Below are 20036 nucleotides of genomic sequence, written 5' to 3' on the forward strand. Positions count from 1 at the left end.
ATAAGAAACCGCTCCCCATTCGGGAAGCGGTTAACCTATTCGTTTTTAACACCATATTCGATCATTCTAAAAAGTTGATCCGTCATTTCTTTCACTCCATATTTATGCCTGGTAGGAAATAATATGGAATGGAAAATGAGATCAGCAACCATCTCGCTTTCTATCTTATCTTTCCATATGCCTGATTTTTTCGCATCATCGATCCAATCCAACATTTGATTATACGTTCCCATTAAATCTTCATGGATTTTTGTGCGATAGAATAAGGCTAAGGTCTGATCACTGTTTTGCAGTTCCCGGATCATCTGATCAATATGATGGGTTTCTGCATGGTCAAGAAAAATGTATAGAAGACTGTAAAGCTTTTTATTTGGCGCTTCCTCTTCCGGTATCGCTTCGATTTGTTTGGTCATCTCTTCCATCATGTTTCTCATGTAAGAGAGAATGAGGTCTTCTTTATTTTTAAAATATTCATAGAGGGTACTTCTGCTCACCTGAAGCTCCGTCGAAAGTTTTTTAAAATGAACCCCGTGGATCCCTTCTTTCCTGAGCAAAGCACCTGTCTCTTTTAAAATCTCTTCTTTTGTAAGAATTCGTTTTCTTCCCAATTCGGTACCTCCTCAAGCTTCCTTCATTATATCATCATCATCAAAGGAAAGAGGGGTATCCGGAGAAACTCATTGAAAAAGGTACGTCAAATATCCATATCCTCTTTCTTCCATCTCTTCTTTAGGGATGAATTTCAATGCAGCAGAATTGATGCAATAACGCAATCCTCCCCGATCTTTAGGTCCATCTTCGAATACGTGGCCGAGATGGGAGTCCGCCCGGTCACTTCGGATTTCCGTACGGAACATTCCGTGAGACCTATCAACTTCTTCTTTCACCTGCTGCTTTTCAATAGGTTTCGTAAAGCTTGGCCAACCACAGCCTGCATCATACTTATCCTTGGAACTGAACAATGGCTCGCCCGAAACAATATCCACATAGATACCGTCTTCTTCATGGTCATGAAACTCATTTTGAAAAGGCCGCTCAGTTGCATTTTCCTGTGTGACTTTATACTGGATGTCAGTTAAGCGTTGCTTTAGTTCATCCGGATCTTTTTCATAACTCCAACGATCTTTAATGAAATCAGCTCGCCCGGATCCTTTCTTATACCGTTTGTAATGAAAACGATTCTTTTTATAATAATCCTGATGCTTGTCTTCTGCAGTATAAAACGTTTCAGCCGGCAAAATTTCCGTTACAATCGGGTCTTTGAATTTTCCAGATGATGCAAGCTCTTTTTTACTCTTTTCAGCCACTTGCCTTTGGTTCTCACTGTGATAGTAGATGGCTGTCGTATAGGAGTGGCCTCGATCGGCGAATTGACCTCCGGCATCGGTGGGGTCGATTTGCTGCCAGAAAAGCTCAACCAGCCGTTCATAAGGAAAAATGGCCGGATCGAAAGTGATCTGTACCGCTTCCCTGTGACCCGTCGTTTCCGTGACCACCTGCATGTACATCGGGTTTTCTGTATGTCCCCCTGTATAGCCTGATACAATGGATTCGATTCCAGGACGTTCATCGAAAGGTTCGACCATACACCAGAAGCATCCCCCGGCAAATGTCGCTTTTTCTAATTGTGTACTCAATATATAACCTCCTAAGGCATAGGTGCTCATTTCTATAATTAGATATGTTCTTATTCTTGCTAACTCTACAAAAAAAATCAAGCTACACGCACAGCCTAAATGTATAATTTAGGCTGTGATGCACCTTGAGATCGTTTTTTCTCTTTTTTATCGAGAACACTTGTTGATTCCCATTCCTGAGAAACAGACGGTTTCTTACTGCTTTCGTCCAATGGTACAAGACTCTCATCATCATCGTCTGGCTCATTCATGATTTTCATCATATTGATCATGGCAGGAATGTTTTTCAGCATCGGTCCGTATTGCTGCATCATTGGTGCTGCCGATTGCATGGCTTTCAGGGCAGTCTGCATATGACCAAGCCATCCAGCTCCTCCTGTTTTTGCAGCTGTCCCTGCAGCACCAAGAGCCTGCGCACCAAAACCAGTACCTCCACCTCCACCGAGAACTCCTGGGAATCCGGCGCCGAAACCTGTATTTCCTAAAAAGCCTGGAGCTCCAAAGCCGCCAAAACCCCGGCTGCCCGCATTTAGATACGGGGCCATCGAGCGCATCATTTGCGGTGCAGCTTGCTGAAACCCTGGGAACTGGCCCATAGGAGGGAAAGGCGGTTGACCTGTCGGAAACATAAAAACCCCTCCGAAACGTTAGAATACTCTAGCATATGCCTTTTTTATGAACTGGTTTGGGCTCCTGTCTCTATGTTAGCTGGGGGTAACGACCAATCCACCGGATCCATCCCGTTGTTGCATAAAAAAGTATTCGCCTGAGAAAATGGCCGACTACCGAAAAAGCCTCTATGTGCGGCAAATGGACTGGGATGAGACGAAGTCAGCACTAGATGTTTTTCACGATTAATGAAAGAGCCTTTCTTTTGTGCATGTTTCCCCCACAAAAAGAATACTACCGGTTTCTTTCTTTCATTCAATGTTTGAATGACTGCATCTGTGAATGTTTCCCATCCTAATCCTCTGTGAGAATTTGCATCCCCTTCCCTCACTGTTAATACATCGTTTAAAAGAAGCACCCCTTGGTCTGCCCAAGAATGAAGGGAGCCATGATCTGGAGGTTGAACACCCAGATCCTCCTTTAGTTCTTTGTAAATATTCCGAAGGGATGGTGGGATACGATTGCCGGGTCGGACTGAAAAACTGAGCCCATGAGCCTGGTTCTTTCCATGATAAGGATCTTGACCAAGAATCACTACCTTTGTTGACGAATAAGGTGTGTATCGTAGGGCTGCGAAAACATCATCATAGGCAGGATGGATGGAGTGGGTTTTGTATTCCGTCTCTATAATACTCTGCAATTTTTTAAAATAATCTTTTGTAAACTCTTCGTTCAGGCGATCTGCCCAATCAGTGGCTAGTTGGATCATCTGAACACCTCCTTCATGAGCATTTCCCGCTGGAAAGTTCAGATATTTCCCGGGCAAGCGCAGAATATGACAAGTATCTTTGTTTATTTGTTTATCATGAACAGAGAATTTGGGGACTACTGTTGAACATTGGCGCTTTTCAGACAAGACAATTCGGAGGGTAGGAAATATTCCTACCTTTATTGAAAGACAAATTCAACTTTCGATCCTTCCGGGCCGGCATCAATCTGCAATTTCGCAGGGATTTCCTCTTTCAATTGCTGCACGTGAGATATAATACCGAGCATCCGATTGCCGTCCTGCAGACTTCTCAGGCAGCCAATCGCTTGTTCTAACGAAAGGTCATCCAGTGTCCCGAAACCTTCATCGATGAACAGTGTGTCCAACTGCACACCACCGGCGTGAGCCTGGACGACATCAGCCATTCCAAGAGCTAAACTTAAGGATGTTTTGAATCCTTCTCCGCCAGATAATGTCCTTACTGAACGCTGCTGCCCTGTATGATGATCGATCACCTCAAGATCAAGTCCACTTTGAGCCCCGCGCTTAGCGATAGAATCGCTCCGGATGAGTTGGTAACGGTGATCCGTCATCTGATCGAGGCGCAAATTGGCCTGTATGAGGATTTCATCCAAATAAGAAGCCAGCACATACCTCTCCAATGATAGGCGCAAATGATTGTCCCCGTTAGCAATCTGAGCTAACTCAGCGATATCATAATATTTCGCAGCCAGTTCCCCTTGTTCTTCCACAAGCGCCCGTATATTTTCTCGTATAGATTCATTTTGTTGCAGAGATACGTTTAGATGATTCACGACTTCCCGTTGCGCGTTCAGTTTTTCCTGCATTTCTTCCAATTTCTCTTGAACGGCGTTTAATTCTGGCCTTTCTTTTTCTTTCAGCTTCTGGTTCAACTCTTCCAACCGCTCATTGACGACATGCACCCTTTGTTGGTACTGCTGGATTTCGTTGATCATTTGTTCCATCTTTTGAGGCGCTCGAATGGCGGATTGATATTCCTCGACCGATTCAAAAGAAAATTGAACAAGCGTTTGATCAAATTCCGTTTTCCGTTGTTCTAGAGCTTTTTTTCCTTGATCCAAGTAGTTCTGTCCTTCTTCTACAGAAGTTTGGATCTTCTGCCATTCGTCCCGTTTTCTTTGATATAAGCTTTGGATATCTTTCCATTTCTTATCTGCATTTTTATATAAGTTTTCAAGCTTGGCCGCTTCTTCAACTAATTCACCAGGATGATCGGTCGTGGAAGACACGTTTTCTTTTAATGTTTCCAACTCTGTTTTTCGCTTGGTTTGCTCCTGCTGTTGGTCATTGATGGTTTGCTGTAGCGCGTCTTTTTCTTTTTTTAGCGATTCCAAATGCTGATCCATCTGGTCTACTTTCTTCTCGATGGTTTGAATAGCTTCTATTTTTTCTTTAAGGTCGTTATATTCTTCTAGTATTTTTTTCATCTCATCAGAGCAGGTCTGTCTTTCTTCTTCAATTGAATCTTCGGAGAGTTCGTGTTCCACTTTTAAATCGCTCCAGATGCTTTCCGTCAATTGACGCTGTGCTTCTCCTTCAGATTTCACCTGGATCAACTCATCCTGTACCTTCTCGAAGGATCGTTCTGCTTCTTTATGACGCTCCCTAAGACGATCCACCTGTTCTTCACTCATCACCTCATCCGGTTTTCCTGCCAGATCAGGGTGTTCAGGTGAGCCGCACACAGGACACGGTGTGCCATCACTTAAATGTAAGGATAGGGTGTACGCATGATGTTTTCTAATATCATCCAGCGCTTTTTCATAAGTCTCTTTTATTGACTGTAACGTTTGTTTTTCTTCTTGATAGCCTTTGAAAATAGACTGATATTTTGTGCGTAGCTTGGCCAATTGGAACCACTCTTTGGATAAGCGTTCAACGGTTTCTTTTCTGATTTTCAAGTTCTGATAAGACTGCTTTTTCTCATAAGCCGCTTCTCTTAAAGACCTTTCGCCTTTCATTTTTTCTTTCATCAATTTCGTGTCTTCATGTATCTTTTGTTCCGTTTCCTTTAAATCTGAGAGGGAACGACGTTTCTTGTCCATATCCTTTTCGAGATCTTCTAGTCCTTGATTCTTTTTCAAAAACTCTTCCAAATGCTCTTTTTCTCTTAATTTTTGTTGCCAGGCTTCTTTTAACCTGTCACGATCTTCTTGTTGATCCGCTTCCTTTACATATTCTTCGTGAACATCATGAAACTCTGATTTCACACGATTGTATGTCTCTTCTCTCTCTTTTTGGGTCGAACAAAGTTGATCAAGTTCTCTTTTTCGTTCTTCGTACTGCTTTTCATAGGGCCGGACCTCCGCTGCCTGTTTAGCATCGGCATACTCTTTCTCCAAACCTTTGATGGCAGTCGAATTTTCTTCGAGTTTCTGATGTTCAATGGACAACCTGTCCCTTTCTTCAAAAAGATCCAGGAGCTGCTTTGATTCGAAGTACTGGTTTTGCAAGGTATCTGTAGTTTGCTGAAGTTGATTTACATAGGCTTTTTCATCAGAAACCATTTGTTTCTGATGATCGATCCGTTCATTCAATCGTTCCCGGACTTTTGAGAGTTCCTCGTTTTCCAAATCAGCATCTGCCTCTTCGCCCCAAACGATTCTCTCTTTCTCCTGAGAAATTTTCCATTCAAATTGATTGATCTCCGTTTCCAGTGCCTTCGACTGTTTTTTGAAGTAGTCGGTCACTTCTGCGAAAAACTCCGTTTTGAAAATGCGCTGTAAAATTTCTTCTCTCTCTTTACTGTTTTCAGAGATTAACTTTCGGAATTCTCCTTGTGGAATCATGATCATTTTCCGAAATTGTTCATAATCAAGACCGAGAATTTCTTCAATGTATTCATTCACTTCTTTGATTTTCGATGCTACCAGTTTCTCTTCTTCGTCTTGTATGATATAAAAATCGGCACGGGCAGGGTCTTCTTTCCACCCCTCACCACGCTCCTTTTTTTTCATTTGTTTTGGCATCCGCACAATGCGATACGTTTTGCCTCTTAGTTCGAAAGTGAATTCTACATAGGTTGGCTCTCCTGAATCTGCGAAATGACTGCGCATCGAGTCCTGGTCTCGATCGCTGCCACTCGCACGTCCGTAGAGGGCAAAGCACATCGCATCAAAAATCGTTGTTTTTCCTGCGCCTGTAGGACCGGTAATGAGGAAAATCGATTCTTCTCCTAAAGTAGTAAAATCAACCACCTGCTTATGACGATAAGGACCAAAAGCTGCCATCGTAAGAGTGAGTGCTTTCATCTTATCTCCCCCTCTCTTCTTTTCTCAGCTTATCTATGGCTTGTTCGATCAATTCTTTCCGTTCTAGCGGGATCGATTCCCCTTTAATGTCTTCATAAAACGAAGCGAAAAGATCGGCGTGTGAGAGTTTCTGACGCTTTTTGACTTCCTGCAGTTCTTCCATTTGCAGGTTCGTCTTTGACCTACGTCTTTCCAAGTGAAGAATATTCGGGTACACCTTTCGTAATTTGCCCATCGGATCCACAAGCTGCCCATCATCTAAGAGGCGCACATGTAAGTAGTTTTCGGGATTTTCAGTGGCTTCTCCAGTAAGCAGGTCTTCAAAATAACCTTCAATGACTTGGAAATCTCTTAACGGCGTAAGTGGGATTTTTTCTAATACACAAGAACCTTCCCGATCCATATCAATCAGCGTCACAGATTTTGCATGATTGACTTCAGAAAACGAATATTTCAAAATCGATCCGCTGTACCTTATATAATCCTCCGTCACTCTCTGAGGCTGATGAAGGTGACCGAGGGCGACATAAGAAAAAGCTTTGAATAAACGGGCATCCACATAAGGACTCCCACCAATCATAGACAAGCGCTCTTCAGATTCCGATTCCATCCCCCCGGCTAAAAAAGAGTGGCCAATCCAAACATGACGATCATCCATGTTAAAGCGTTGCTCGATATCCCGGATCAGAACTTCTGCTGCCTGTTGATGAGTTTTAATAGCTTCATCTTCAAACGCATACGCCACTTCAGCAGGCTCTACATAAGGGATGAGATGAAAATGAACAGGTCCGTCTTGATCGTACAACGTGACAGGTTCTCTCTCTTTTTGTAACTTCGTATCTAAGAAGAGCCCTTGTTTCCTGAACATTTGACTGCCGAAGTTCAACCGATCAGGACTGTCATGGTTACCCGAAATCGCAAGAACAGGAACCTGGTAGTCATTAATGAGAGTCGTCAACGTTTCATTCAGTAATTCCACCGCTTGTTTTGGTGGGATGGAACGATCGTAGAGATCCCCTGCAATAATGATGACATCTGGCTTTTCTCTTTGTACTATTTCAACGAATTGCTGAAGAATATAGCGTTGGTCTTCCGTCATATGTACATAGTTCACGATTTTTCCCAAATGCCAGTCAGCCGTGTGTAATATTTTCATGGGTTCACCTCTCTTTTATTCTTCTTCTATTTTGTATTTCTCATATAATTGATCAAAAACGGATAAAGCAGAAGGAAATGGTGCATTCCACTCTAAATAGGAACTGATTTCATCATAAGATTTCGCCTGCTTTGGGAAGCTGTGGTCATCGAACATCCATTCAGCGAGTTGTTTTTCATCATTATTTTTCTTGTTCCCTCTGTATCTCATCATATAGTGGTAAAAAGATCTCATCGGTTTAGTTCCTCCTCGCATATTCCTACATTATTTTTATCATGTTCCGGCCTGTACAGCAAAAGATAATAGTGTAAAGAAAAGAAATCTAGATCTTTTTGAAAAAGTTAAAATAAAAAGCCCAGAGATGTGCATCTCTGGGCCACTGCAAGTGACTCTTTATTCTCTGAATATCTATTCTTCAGATTCCATGAATTCCCGGTGATTTTTAAGCTTCTTACGATAGACAATCCTCGATAGGATGATGCTTACCTCATACAAGAGTATTAAAGGAACCGCAACCACTAATTGCAGGATGAAATCCGGTGGGGAAATAATGGTTCCGATAATGATCAAAATAAAATACGCATATTTCCGTACTTTCACCAGAAAGACGGGATTGACGATGCCGAGGCTCGTCAAGAACATGATGATGATCGGTATCTCAAATAATACCGCAAAAGGAATTGTTACTCTGAAAAGAAAGCGGAAATACCGCTCCACTGTATAAATTTCATTGAACATTCCATTATTAAGAGACAAGAGAAACGGCAGAATCAGCTGAACAAATACGATGTAGCCAAACGTGAGACCCGCTAGGAACAATAAAAAGATCGCGGGCACGTAGGAAAGCGAAACCCTCCGCTCTTTCGGTGTTAAGGCGGGTTTAACGAATAACCATATTTGTAACGATAAAATGGGCAATGTCCCAACGATCGCTACAAGGCTTGCAATCGTAAAAATGATCCAAATGATTTCACCAGGACTCGTCATATTCAATTCAAACGGTAAATCTTTAATAAAAAATGTCTGTATTCTTTCAACATAGATAAAGCCTACAATGAAGAAAGTGATAAAAAAAGCTAACGTCCATAATACGCGTTTTCGCAACTCACTCAAGTGATCGGTGACATTCATTTCGATATCCTGAGTTATCTTTTGTTCTGACACTACATTCACCTCCAGGCTGATAGGAGCCTGACAAAAAGAAGATGTAAGGGAAAGCCCCTTACACCTTCTTTATTCATTTTATTCTTTGGTTTTCTTTTCTGTCTTACTGCTTTCATCATCAGACATAATGTCGCCTGTAGCTTTCTTGAATTCCTTAAGGGAACTACCGAACGCCTTCCCGATTTCAGGAAGTTTTGAAGGACCAAAAACGACAAGTGCGATGATTAAAATCAGAATGAGACCTGGTACACCAATGCTTGATAACATGGTCAATCACTCCATTAGTTATGTCTTAAGAAAATTATGCTTATGTTATTTATTCGTTTTTTCTTCACTAGAGTCACTTGTTAGATCACGAGCAGAGTTTTTAAATTCTTTCAACGTTTCTCCAGCAGCCTTCCCGATTTCAGGCAATTTCTTCGGGCCGAAAATGACTAACGCAATCGTCAAAATCAAAATCAGACCTGGTATTCCGATACTTGACAGCATGTCCATTCACCGCCTTCAACACGTACTTTAAATCTATTTTACAAGAGTAGACAAAGAAAAGAAACAACTTCACCTAAAATTTCTTACCATCTTTATCTTTCCTATCATATCATGCCCTGTATTCTATTGTCTCTACCTCTTCCACTTTTTAAACAAATCTCTTGCTAACGCGTATTCCCCTGGTGTGTTCATATTAAAAAAGTGCATGGAAAGTTTCTCGTGATCGATGCCTGGATAAGTAGTCAATTCTTTTGTCTTAATATTATCAAAAAGCCCTCGGACTTTCCTGCCGCCTTGAGATAGATAAGACTCCAGTTTGTCTAAAATCCGGATATGATACACTCCGGAGACAGGCTGAAATCGACCATCATAGACAGGAATCACCGCATCTACCGTTTCATCCGCCTCTTGAATCAAATGACGATAAACTTCTTCACTTACGAAAGGAGTATCACATGCAGCCAAGATAAACCATGTGGCCGGCTTTTCTTTCATGACCGCATGCAATCCAGCAAGGGGGCCAGCATCTTCGTAAATGTCCTCAACGACCGTGTAGGGGACGTTTTTTCGTGCATTCTGGTTCACTATGATGTTGTCGGTCACCTTTGAAAGAGTCGAAGCAATCAACTCCAATGAGGTTATAGAATCGAAAGTCAAAGAAGATTTAGCGGTCCCCATTCTTGTTGATCCTCCCCCATTGAGAATCACTCCACACAATTCCTTTTGTTTCATTAGGAGCTCTTCCGGTCGTAGGTACGGAAATAATAGTCATACGGGTTTTTTTCATCTTTCAGACCCTTCGTCTCAGAAACAAGGGTCCACTCGGCTTCGTCATACTCCGGAAAATAAGTGTCCCCCTCAAAGCTTGCATCGATATAAGTCAAATACATACGGTCCGCATAAGGAAGCATTTTTTCAAAAAGTACACTTCCACCGATCACGAACCATTCTTTATCCGGGTTATTCTTCTCCATTTGAAGAATTTCATCAATGGAATGGATCACTGTACATCCTTCACGGTCATAATTCTCATTGCTTGTAATAACGATGTGCTCCCGCTCAGGAAGAGGTTGTGGAAAGGACTCAAATGTTTTCCTTCCCATAATGATTGTTTTTCCCCATGTGGTGTCCTTGAAAAATTTAAAGTCGTTCGGAATATGCCATGGTAAATCATTGTCTTTTCCAATCAATCTGTTTTTATCCATTGCAAATATGAATGAAATCATCCTTAACACCTCTTTTATTAAAATTTGCTTTATTAAACGCTGGTTTTATTTTTTGGTTATTAAAGTATATGGCAGGATTAAGGAAGACTCGATTTCGAGACGTTTGTGAGATTCTAGGGGCTGCGGGAAAAGGTTCGCTTTCCATGGGGCGGGCGCTGAGCCTCCTCGGACTACGTCCTGTGGGGTCTCAGCTGTCTCGCACATCCCATAGGAGTCTTCACCGTTTCCCCTTCGCCCCTTTACCATATGATGTTCTCGAAATCCCTTCTATAGTACCCTGCCTAGTTATGTTGTAAAGTCCTGTTTAAACCGTGTCGGTATAGGATTCTTAACTATTAAAGCTCCTGTTCCTGGAAGGTAGTTTCGAGAACTTCTTACAGCAAGGGGCTACGACTCCTGCGGGAAGTGAGTGCTTGGTGAGCCCCCATCAGGACGGCAGTCCGAGGAGGCTCATCGCGCTCCCGCGGAAAGCGAGTCATCCCCCGTAGCCCCAACCCGCTCATCAAAAGTCTCGAAACTGAGTCTTCACCTAAAGGAAGCTTATATTAAATTCGCGATAAATGACTTCATGTTAAACAGCTACTGGAGCTTTAATGCTTGGATGGGGATCGTAACCTTCGATGGTGATATCCTCCATATCGAAATCAAATATACTTTCTTTTTCCTTGTTCAAGGTTAAGGACGGCAATGTTCTAGGTTCTCTCGATAATTGTTCATGGATTTGATTCATATGGTTGCTGTATATATGAGCATCTCCAAGAGTGTGAATGAATTCACCGACTTCCAACCCACATTCATGGGCGATCAGGTGGGTTAACAACGCATAGCTTGCAATATTGAACGGTACTCCTAAGAAAATGTCCCCGCTCCTTTGATACAACTGGCAGGATAACTTACCATCCGCGACATAAAACTGAAAAAGGATATGACAAGGTGGCAAAGCCATGTTTGAGGGAACATCCTCCGGGTTCCATGCGGTTACGATATGTCGTCTTGAGTCAGGGTTATTTTTGATGCTTTCTACCACATTTTGAAGCTGATCGATGGTTTCGCTTCTGCTTGTTTTCCATTCCCTCCATTGCTTTCCATAAACCGCGCCGAGGTCACCGAACTCTTTTGCGAAGGCATCGTCTTTTAGGATTTTCTCTTTGAACGTGTCCATCTGCTCTTTGTATTGTTTTTTGAACTCCTCATCCTTCTGGCTGCGGCGTCCAAAATCAGTCATGTCAGGGCCTTGATAGTCTTCACTCTCCACCCATTTTTGAAAGGCCCACTCGTTCCAAATGTTATTCTTATTTTCCAATAAATAGCGGATGTTCGTATCCCCTTTCATGAACCATAACAGTTCACTAGCAATCAGCTTGAAAGGAACACGCTTTGTGGTCATGAGCGGAAAACCTTCTTGAAGATCAAACCGCATCTGATGGCCAAAAACAGAAAGGGTACCGGTTCCTGTTCGGTCTCCTTTTGAGTTTCCTTCTTTCAACACGTGTTCACACATATTTAAATAAGCCTGTTCATTCTTTGACATGGCTGGTCTCCTCTCTGAATTCTTGTTCACGGTAGAACTCTTCTAAGTATTGAAGCATAAATTGATGACGTCTTTCCGCTTCTCGCTTTCCACTTTCGGTATGCATCAATTCTCTTAGTTTCAAAAGTTTTTCATAAAAATGGTCAATGGCATCCTTTTCCTCTTCCTTATATATCGGTTGATTGATGGTACCACCAAAAGCAAAGGCTCGTGCAATGCCGACCGCTCCGATGGCATCTAACCTGTCAGCATCTTGGAGGATTTTTCCGATTCTCGAATTCGGAACAGCTCCTTTTGAAAAAGATACCGTTCGGATCGCATCCGCAATCAGATCGACCTCTTTTTCTGAAAAACCGACATCCACAAGGAGTTTATCCCTTTGAAGAATCGCCTGTGCCGGATTTGAGAACAATTTATGATCTCCAACATCATGAAGGAGGGCTGCCACTTCACATAAAAATGGATCATCACCCTCATTGACCGCGATGTATTTCGCCCATGCGGCCACGCGTTTCATGTGGATGTCATCGTGGCCACTCGTATCATCACGAAATAGATCATTAACGAAATGCCTAATTGTTTCCAGTGCTTCCCTTTTGTCCATGATATCCTCCTAAAAGTTGAAAAGGTCCATTTGTCGTGGATTAAGATCTTCATACTTGATATCCAGAAGCTCCTGCATTTGCTTAGCATTATCTGCGGCATCGCCACCTGAATTGTTGTTAAACAAAAGAGTGACCTCAGGTGTCATTTTTTCGAGCTTTAACGCCTGATCTTTCCACTCCTGCAATTCTTCCTCATTGTACCTATACAAAAAGCGGACGCTCCGCCAGTCTTTACGACCATTTTTGTTCCAACCGTGAATATTTCGTCCATGAAAACGGACCAATGTCTTTTCAGGATGGGTAGGTACAAGAATGCGTGGTACAGAGCCTTCTCCTGCTTGTGGTTCGTCACATATGCTGTGAATCCATTGTTGATCTTTCATGAAAGATAACGTTTGTTCATAATAGGCAGGCTCAAACCACGTACGGTTTCTAAACTCCAGTGCCAGTGGGTAATCTTCCATCCACTCCCGGATATAACGAAGTTTCCTTATGTTCTCTTTTCGTACATCAAACCATGGCGGAAATTGAAATAATAAAGCGTACACTTGTCCGCTTTCCCATACGGGCTGGATCGATTCTTCATAACGCTTCATCAAATCCTTCGCTTCCTGAACCGTCCTTGATTCTCTGTCATGACCTGTCATCTGTTGAAATGCTTTAATGACAAATGAAAAGGACTCAGGCGTTTCCTTCAGCCATTTTTCATACCGGGAAACGGGTTGGATTGCATAAAAGGCTGTATCTACTTCAACCACAGGAAAGTGGGAAGCATAAGCAGATAGTTTCTCCTCAGGTCTTGTCCGGTCTGAATAAAGAGCGGGGTGGTCTCCCCATCCAGTCAAACCAATGCGTATTGTCACCTTTAATCCCCCTTACCTTCGATTAACCGTTTTTTACCTGTTTCATTTTCAAACCCATATATAAAAGGGGCGGCTTGAATGATTATAGCAGATCATTGCCGAGCCTTGTATCAGAATAAACCATGGATAATGCCCTTGTCATCTACATCCATCCGCAAAGCGGCAGGCTGTTTAGGCAACCCTGGCATGGTCATGACGTCCCCCGTTAAAGCGACAAGGAAACCGGCCCCTACCGATGGATAGATCTCTCTGACGGTTACCCTGAAATTTTGCGGACGGCCCAGCTTTTTAGGATCATCAGATAAGGAATATTGAGTTTTAGCCATACAAACAGGCAGATCTCCAAATCCGAGTTCTTTCAGTTGCCGAATCTGTTTCTCAGCTTTTGATGAAAAATCAACACCTTCAGCTCCATATACGTTCGTCGCAATTTTACCGATTTTTTCTTCGATCGAATCTTCCAATTCGTAAATATATTTCATAGGAGCGGTTTTTTTCTCACAAGCACCCATCACTTTTTCTGCCAGGTCCAAACCACCTTTGCCACCTTCGGCAAAGACGTTTGTAAGAGATACCTCCACCCCTTGTTCTTCACACCATTGAGTAAGAAACTCGATTTCCCGATCTGTATCTGAAGGGAATTGGTTGATCGCCACAATAAAAGGAAGTCCATACTGGTGGATGGTTTCCATGTGCTTTTTCAAATTTCCGATCCCATCCTTTAAAGCTTCCACGTTTTCACTCTCAAGCAACCCTTTCTCCATACCTCCATGCATTTTCAAGGCCCTTATCGTAGCTACAATAACAACTGCATCAGGTTCAAGATCGCCTGCTCTCGTTTTAATATCCAAAAACTTCTCTGCTCCAAGGTCAGCTCCGAAACCAGCTTCTGTTACCACATAATCTCCAAGTTTTGCAGCTAAGTTTGTGGCCATCACACTGTTACATCCGTGGGCAATATTCGCAAATGGTCCTCCATGAATAATGGCTGGTGTATTCTCAAGGGTCTGGACAAGGTTTGGTTTGATCGCATCCTTCAAAAGAAGTGTCAAAGCCCCTTCCACTCCTAGTTGTTTGACTTGAACTGGCTTTTTGTCATAGGTGTATCCAATGACAATTTCAGCAAGTCTTTGCTTCATATCAGTAAGATCTTTCGCTAAACAAAGAATGGCCATAATTTCTGAAGCAACAGTGATGTTGAAACCATCTTCTCTCGGAACTCCTTTCACAGGGCCACCAAGACCGACAATAACTTCCCTTAAAGCTCTGTCATTTAAATCCATCACACGCTTCCATGAAATTCTTCGGGGATCGATGTTGAGTTCATTTCCTTGATGAATATGATTATCGATAAAAGCAGAAAGTGCGTTGTTCGCTGATGTAATGGCATGGATATCCCCGGTGAAGTGAAGATTGATTTCCTGCATCGGTACAACTTGGGAGTATCCTCCTCCCGCTGCCCCACCCTTAATTCCCATTGTGGGTCCAAGGGAAGGCTCTCTCAGTGCGATCACAGCACGTTGATTCAGCCTGTTCAAGGCTTGTCCCAATCCGACCGTTACCGTGGATTTCCCTTCTCCAGCAGGTGTCGGGTTAATCGATGTCGTTAAGATGATTTTCCCCTTTTTTCGATCCAAAAGTTTATTCAACAGTTGGTCCGACAATTTAGCCTTATAATGTCCATAAGGTTCCCAGTCTTCCTCTGATAAGTTCAACTGTGCAGCTATCTGATGGATTGGTTTCATATTAGCTTCCAAAGCAATTTCTATATCGGATTTCATTGAAGATCTTTCCTTTCCTTATGTATCTTCTATCATTGTACCTGACTCTCGTTATGAGTTATAGTATCCCATCCTGGGAAGCGGTTACAAGTTGTTGAAATTTATTAGAGTCAGAATGTTGACGCTCCTTTTTTCATACGATATATTTGAGGTAAGCAAATAACACGATCGGAACATAAATGACAGGTAACTCCTCATAGAAGTGCTTCGGAATTTATTGTTCCGACCTTCTATGAGGTTTTTTTTCGATCTGATATTTGTAATTTCCACGTTTTACGTGCAAGATTTAGGAGGAACAAATCATGCAAAATGGTACAGTCAAATGGTTCAACGCAGAAAAAGGTTACGGTTTCATTCAAGTTGAGGGTGGAAACGACGTATTCGTACACTTCTCTGCTATTCAGGAAGAAGGCTTCAAATCTCTAGAAGAAGGTCAAGCAGTTACTTTCGAAATCGTAGAAGGCGACCGCGGCCCACAAGCTGCGAACGTTGTGAAAGAATAGATGTTCCATCAAAAGCAATCTCCCCGGAGATTGCTTTTTCTTTACCCTCTAACGACCAACAACCCACATAACTCCCCCACTCCATATTCAATATTAGCTCCCGATTGTGGAAGACTCAGCTTCGAGATAATCAGGGGCCGTATGTCATATTTGGAGTCAGGGATGGTTGGGAAGCAACTCGTCTAGCTCCATCGCCCACGGCATTCCATGTAGAGAGAAACAAACCCCAATACCAAGATGGGATGACTTCCACTATCCTCTTTGTTACAAACAAAAAGCTCTCTATATCAAGCTTTCACGCTCGGAATATATGCTATATAGAGGTTTATATTTACTCCTTACCTTCAGCATAAAAGTTGATTATTCCAGAAGTGGTTTTCGAGACACTCATAAAGTAAAGGGGCGGAGGGAAACGGTGAGACTCCTGTGGGAAGTGCGTGGTAGATGAGACCCCGCAGAGCGTTAGCTCGAGGAGGCTCATCACTCGCCCACGGAAAGCGAACATTTTCCCGGAGCCCCCTACACTCCCACAAAAGTCTCGAAATCAAGTCTTACACAATACTGCCATATTATTGAATAAGGGCAATGGTGCTTGTCAAATGGCTCGTACCATCGTATAATGGATCGCTGTTGGTTCTATTTACCCGCGGTTCGGGAACTCCCGCGATACCAAAACTAAGGAGGAAATACGATGAGTAACGAAGTCCTTTGGATATTATTTGCACTAATTAATTTCGCATTACTAATTGGAGTTTATCGATTGTTCGGAAAACCTGGCTTATTTGTGTGGATCGGAATGTCCACCGTCCTTGCCAATATCCAAGTAGTCAAAACAGTAGAGATGTTCGGCTTAAATGCCACTCTAGGAAATATTGTCTATGGAACAGCCTTTCTAGCTACCGATATCCTTAACGAGAAATACGGAAAAAAAGAGGCGAGAAAAGCTGTGTGGATGGGTTTTTCCACATTAATCATTATGACAATCATTATGCAGTTCGCCATTCTTTTCAATCCTGGCGAAAACGATATCGCTCAACCAGCGTTGCAGGCTTTATTTGGTCTTGTTCCAAGAATTGCACTTGGCAGCATGCTTGCTTATATCGTAAGCCAATATTTTGATGTATGGTTATATGCCAAACTGAAAAAGCTCTTCCCGTCTGATCGTGCGCTTTGGATCAGGAACAATGGAAGTACGATGATCAGTCAATTGTTAGATACGAGCATTTTTTGTTTCATCGCTTTTTTCGGTTTGTATCCTTTCGAGGTTTGGCTTGAGATTTTCATAACAACCTATATCATCAAGTTCATCGTGGCAGCTTTGGATACACCATTCTTTTATATGGCCAAAAAAATGCCGCATTCTGAATGAGGAGGTCATGTGCCATGTTAGAAGTGTACACAGACGCTGCCTGCAGTGGAGAACCTGGGCCAAGTGCTGCAGGAGTGGTCATTAAACAAAATCAAAAAACGGAAGAGTATCAATTTCACTTAGGGACTTGGACGAATCATGAAGCGGAGTTCCTCGCAATTATCCATGCTTTGCAAATTTGTAAGGAGAAGTATCCCGGAGAAATCATTTCGATCAGGTCTGATTCAAAAATCGCCGTAGATACCATGGATAAGCGATATACAAAGAATGAGAAATTCCTTCCCTTGTTTGAAAAGATTATGAACCTTGAAGAAAACTTTTCCTATGTTTTTTATAAATGGATTCCTGACAAACAAAACAAAAATGCAGACCGCCTTGCCAGAGAGTGTCTGCAGACGAAACAAAACCCAGATCAGCAGTGATCTGGGTTCTTTTATTTGTGTGTGGTCCTTGCAATGGAAAGTTGTTCTTCGATGGATTCATAAGCCTTTCTTTTACTAGTAATGGATGGATTCGAAATAAGTTCTAAAATGCTAATGAAAAAACTGGGGTCAAAGGACTGTTGAATTTTCAAAGTCATGTTTACAGCTACAATGGTTTTCCATTCAGGAGCATTAGAAGAGTTATTCCCAAAATAAATAAATTGTACATCCTCATCACTCAATTTAAACCCCTTACTCCAAAGATCTTCTAAGAAGTAAGCTAACGTGTTTCTATCCATAATACTCTCCTAACCTTATCCGTCATCGGTCTGTATTTTCGACATTTTTCTATATCATAACAAAAAATTCGAAGTTATCGGCTGTTCGACCTGAATTTTTCATGATTTTTTCATTCCCTTTTCAAGAATTTCAACCATAAGAAAAGCCAGGTGCATTCACCTGGCCGAAAGGGTCCGTTCATATCTTTTTTTGTGGTAGAAATGAGAACTTTGGTTTTTCATTCTGAAGACATTCATCACGGTTTGAGCAGGGACGCTTCCCAACTTAGCTAATACGAAAATCATCAAACTACTGTAAACGGCGACCGTTAACATTATGAAAACCACCATTTTTGTTCTCACCTTTCTAATTGAAAATGAATTTCATTTCTAATTAGAATCTTAACAGACACTCAAGAAATGAGCAATGTTTTTTGCACATTTACATTCGTTCCTGTAATGCCCTTTCCTCGGCAGGAATTCTCACCGTGAGGACAAGCAAGTGTAGGAATGGGAAAATCAGTGCCGTTAAATAAGCATGAAACAACACAGGGATGACCATCAATTCAAAAAAAACGATCACGTAATTCGGGTGTTTCACAAACCGGTAGATCCCCTTTCGAATGGGCTCTTCATCCGGTAATACGAGAATTCTCGTATTCCACCGTTTTCCTAAAGTTCGAATGCAAGCGATTCTAAGAATCTGTAACACGAAGAACCCGATGAGCGCGATATAAAAAAATGGTTGCTGAACATATGGAGTCCAAACGAACTCCGCAATGACACATACAAAAAATGAGCTGTGTAAAAGAATGAACAAGAAATAGTGACCTTGCCCCCACTCCTTTGCACCTCTTTCAACCATCCACTTACGATTCCGATTAGCCAGGGCAAGTTCGCCTAACCGCTGAAATATTAAAAAAGCTAAGATCATCCATAAAAAAATCTCCATTCTATTCCCACTCCAAACTGACAATTTCTGAACTAAATCCAGGTCCGAGAGAAGTCATGATCGATTTCGTCCCTTTTTCATGTTTCGTCTTTAAGACTTCATGCAGCACAAAATGTACCGTTGGGGAGGACATATTCCCATGAGCGGATAACACCTTTCTCGGAATAGTTAAAGCCTCCTCATTCAAATCAAATACTTCCTCGTAGGCTTCCAACACTTTTCTACCGCCGGGATGAGCAACAATGAAAGGCAGGTCTTTAACGAGCCATCCATTGTTGTGTACGACTTGTTCCGCATGTACACTCCAAAATTCCTTGACTAACCGGGGGATACTTTTATTAAAAATAACTTCAAAACCTGTATCCACAACCCTCCACCCCATCACATCTGTACTGTGAGCTTTTGTTCTGGAACTGGAATTGATAATTCTGGGAAGAGGATGCTTTTTTTTCTTCAATAAGGGGGACTGGTCCCCCACTACTAAAACAGCGGAAGCTCCGTCCCCAAATAAAGCAGTACCTACGAAATTGCTCACTCTGGCATCCTCCGCCTGAAAGGTCAAGCTGCAAAGTTCTGCACAAATAACAAGAACATTCTGATCCGGATGGCCGAGCAGCCATTCATAAGCTTTAGCGACACCGCTTGTTCCTCCTGCACATCCAAGTCCAAACAAAGGCGTTCGTTTCGTATCCTCCCTGAAGCCGAGTTCATTCATAATATAAGCATCGAGGGTAGGGGTGGAAATGCCAGTGGAAGAAACAAAAATGAGATGATCGATATCTGCTGTAGAAAATTCATTCTCTCCCGTTAGGTTCTTTAAACAAGAAGCGACCGCTTTTAAACTGTAGGCTAATGCTTTCGTATGGTATAAATGGTTCCTCTCTTCTAATCCATGATTTTCTTTAAACCACTCTAATGGAGCAGCGAATTGCCGCTTTTCAATATTTGCGTGTTCAAAAATCGGCATCAACCTTTTTTTCTCGTGATCTTTTAGAGGAAACAATTCATAAACGAGCTCTTGAACATCGGATTGATTAAAGGAATAGTCAGCACATTGAACGCCTGAAGATAGTATGTATGGCATTTTCATCCTCCTTTTTTTTACTATGTACAAAAAAGAGGAAATTATGTCTGTAAATGGCGTCTTTCGCGGCACCATGGACCTATGTCAAATCGATCTATTTTGGAGAGGATTCGGAGATCTTTAAAACAGTCTATTACTGCCTGACTCAATTCTAAGCATGAACCGTCCATTGATATCACTACACCGACGGTCATTGTAAGAAAAAAAGGTGGAAGATTTCAGTAAAGGATTTCTGATCCCTTTGAGCATTGAACAGGAACATCAACTTTTTTTGATTTTAATGATTGAAGAAAAACCATGGATGA

22 protein-coding genes are annotated in these 20036 nt (G+C 42.1%); 3 read left to right on the forward strand and 19 right to left on the reverse strand.

Features of this window, described 5'->3' with window-relative positions; translation table 11 throughout:
• Nucleotides 1-35 precede the first annotated feature (35 nt).
• The 16 genes from BLS23_RS10535 to BLS23_RS10610 form a co-directional block, all read right to left on the reverse strand.
• Nucleotides 36-608 carry a TetR/AcrR family transcriptional regulator gene (locus BLS23_RS10535; protein ID WP_089652519.1) on the reverse strand — a complete coding sequence of 191 codons (573 nt, stop codon included), beginning with the start codon at nucleotides 606-608 and terminating at the stop codon, nucleotides 36-38.
• Between the two features lie 69 nt (nucleotides 609-677).
• On the reverse strand, nucleotides 678-1637 hold the full coding sequence (gene msrB / locus BLS23_RS10540; RefSeq protein WP_089652520.1) for a peptide-methionine (R)-S-oxide reductase MsrB: 960 nt from the start codon (nucleotides 1635-1637) through the stop codon (nucleotides 678-680).
• Between the two features lie 95 nt (nucleotides 1638-1732).
• Nucleotides 1733-2266: a YqfQ family protein gene (locus tag BLS23_RS10545; protein WP_244157175.1), complete on the reverse strand. Its 534-nt coding sequence runs from the start codon at nucleotides 2264-2266 to the stop codon at nucleotides 1733-1735.
• A 44-nt stretch (nucleotides 2267-2310) separates the two neighbouring features.
• Nucleotides 2311-3015: a uracil-DNA glycosylase gene (locus tag BLS23_RS10550; RefSeq protein WP_089652521.1), complete on the reverse strand. Its 705-nt coding sequence runs from the start codon at nucleotides 3013-3015 to the stop codon at nucleotides 2311-2313.
• Nucleotides 3016-3194: 179 nt separating this feature from the next.
• The gene (locus BLS23_RS10555; RefSeq protein ID WP_089652522.1) at nucleotides 3195-6308 is read right to left on the reverse strand and encodes an AAA family ATPase; all 3114 of its coding nucleotides are present in this window, start codon (nucleotides 6306-6308) and stop codon (nucleotides 3195-3197) included.
• A 1-nt stretch (nucleotide 6309) separates the two neighbouring features.
• Nucleotides 6310-7464, reverse strand: a complete 1155-nt coding sequence (locus BLS23_RS10560; protein WP_089652523.1) for an exonuclease SbcCD subunit D — start codon at nucleotides 7462-7464, stop codon at nucleotides 6310-6312.
• A 15-nt stretch (nucleotides 7465-7479) separates the two neighbouring features.
• Nucleotides 7480-7698, reverse strand: coding sequence for a YozE family protein (locus tag BLS23_RS10565; RefSeq protein ID WP_089652524.1), 219 nt, complete (start codon nucleotides 7696-7698; stop codon nucleotides 7480-7482).
• 174 nt (nucleotides 7699-7872) lie between these two features.
• Nucleotides 7873-8595: a twin-arginine translocase subunit TatC gene (gene tatC, locus BLS23_RS10570; RefSeq protein WP_089652602.1), complete on the reverse strand. Its 723-nt coding sequence runs from the start codon at nucleotides 8593-8595 to the stop codon at nucleotides 7873-7875.
• 111 nt (nucleotides 8596-8706) lie between these two features.
• Nucleotides 8707-8895, reverse strand: coding sequence for a twin-arginine translocase TatA/TatE family subunit (gene tatA / locus BLS23_RS10575; protein ID WP_089652525.1), 189 nt, complete (start codon nucleotides 8893-8895; stop codon nucleotides 8707-8709).
• Nucleotides 8896-8940: 45 nt separating this feature from the next.
• Nucleotides 8941-9117: a twin-arginine translocase TatA/TatE family subunit gene (locus BLS23_RS10580; protein WP_089652603.1), complete on the reverse strand. Its 177-nt coding sequence runs from the start codon at nucleotides 9115-9117 to the stop codon at nucleotides 8941-8943.
• Between the two features lie 132 nt (nucleotides 9118-9249).
• Entirely contained in the window at nucleotides 9250-9849 is a 600-nt protein-coding gene (gene mobA / locus BLS23_RS10585; protein WP_089652526.1) for a molybdenum cofactor guanylyltransferase, read from the reverse strand.
• Nucleotides 9849-10343: a dihydrofolate reductase gene (locus BLS23_RS10590; protein WP_089652527.1), complete on the reverse strand. Its 495-nt coding sequence runs from the start codon at nucleotides 10341-10343 to the stop codon at nucleotides 9849-9851. The genes mobA and BLS23_RS10590 overlap by 1 nt, the downstream gene beginning before the upstream one ends.
• A gap of 571 nt (nucleotides 10344-10914) precedes the next feature.
• A complete protein-coding gene (locus tag BLS23_RS10595) occupies nucleotides 10915-11874 on the reverse strand; it encodes a thymidylate synthase (RefSeq protein WP_089652528.1) in 960 nt (319 codons plus the stop codon).
• On the reverse strand, nucleotides 11861-12478 hold the full coding sequence (locus tag BLS23_RS10600) for an HD domain-containing protein (RefSeq protein ID WP_089652529.1): 618 nt from the start codon (nucleotides 12476-12478) through the stop codon (nucleotides 11861-11863). The genes BLS23_RS10595 and BLS23_RS10600 overlap by 14 nt, the downstream gene beginning before the upstream one ends.
• Before the next feature lie 9 nt (nucleotides 12479-12487).
• Nucleotides 12488-13342, reverse strand: a complete 855-nt coding sequence (locus BLS23_RS10605; protein WP_089652530.1) for a DUF72 domain-containing protein — start codon at nucleotides 13340-13342, stop codon at nucleotides 12488-12490.
• A gap of 110 nt (nucleotides 13343-13452) precedes the next feature.
• On the reverse strand, nucleotides 13453-15123 hold the full coding sequence (locus BLS23_RS10610; RefSeq protein WP_089652531.1) for a formate--tetrahydrofolate ligase: 1671 nt from the start codon (nucleotides 15121-15123) through the stop codon (nucleotides 13453-13455).
• Between the two features lie 302 nt (nucleotides 15124-15425).
• Here BLS23_RS10610 and BLS23_RS10615 point away from each other — a divergent pair, with 302 nt between their 5' ends.
• The 3 genes from BLS23_RS10615 to BLS23_RS10625 all read left to right on the forward strand — a co-directional run bounded on the left by BLS23_RS10615 (nucleotide 15426) and on the right by BLS23_RS10625 (nucleotide 17417).
• On the forward strand, nucleotides 15426-15626 hold the full coding sequence (locus tag BLS23_RS10615) for a cold-shock protein (protein WP_035504999.1): 201 nt from the start codon (nucleotides 15426-15428) through the stop codon (nucleotides 15624-15626).
• A gap of 691 nt (nucleotides 15627-16317) precedes the next feature.
• Nucleotides 16318-16995, forward strand: a complete 678-nt coding sequence (locus tag BLS23_RS10620; protein ID WP_089652532.1) for a queuosine precursor transporter — start codon at nucleotides 16318-16320, stop codon at nucleotides 16993-16995.
• 14 nt (nucleotides 16996-17009) lie between these two features.
• Entirely contained in the window at nucleotides 17010-17417 is a 408-nt protein-coding gene (locus BLS23_RS10625) for a ribonuclease HI family protein (RefSeq protein ID WP_089652533.1), read from the forward strand.
• An 11-nt stretch (nucleotides 17418-17428) separates the two neighbouring features.
• Here the strand turns inward: BLS23_RS10625 and BLS23_RS10630 are convergent, their stop codons facing one another.
• The 3 genes from BLS23_RS10630 to BLS23_RS10640 form a co-directional block, all read right to left on the reverse strand.
• Nucleotides 17429-17716 (reverse strand): DUF6123 family protein, encoded by a 288-nt coding sequence (locus BLS23_RS10630; protein ID WP_089652534.1) that lies wholly within the window; start codon nucleotides 17714-17716, stop codon nucleotides 17429-17431.
• Between the two features lie 421 nt (nucleotides 17717-18137).
• Nucleotides 18138-18647 (reverse strand): isoprenylcysteine carboxyl methyltransferase family protein, encoded by a 510-nt coding sequence (locus tag BLS23_RS10635; RefSeq protein WP_089652535.1) that lies wholly within the window; start codon nucleotides 18645-18647, stop codon nucleotides 18138-18140.
• A gap of 1 nt (nucleotide 18648) precedes the next feature.
• Nucleotides 18649-19731: a type III polyketide synthase gene (locus BLS23_RS10640; RefSeq protein ID WP_089652536.1), complete on the reverse strand. Its 1083-nt coding sequence runs from the start codon at nucleotides 19729-19731 to the stop codon at nucleotides 18649-18651.
• Nucleotides 19732-20036: the final 305 nt, after the last annotated feature.

Source organism: Halobacillus aidingensis, from assembly GCF_900104185.1.
Lineage (GTDB): Bacteria > Bacillota > Bacilli > Bacillales > Halobacillaceae > Halobacillus > Halobacillus aidingensis.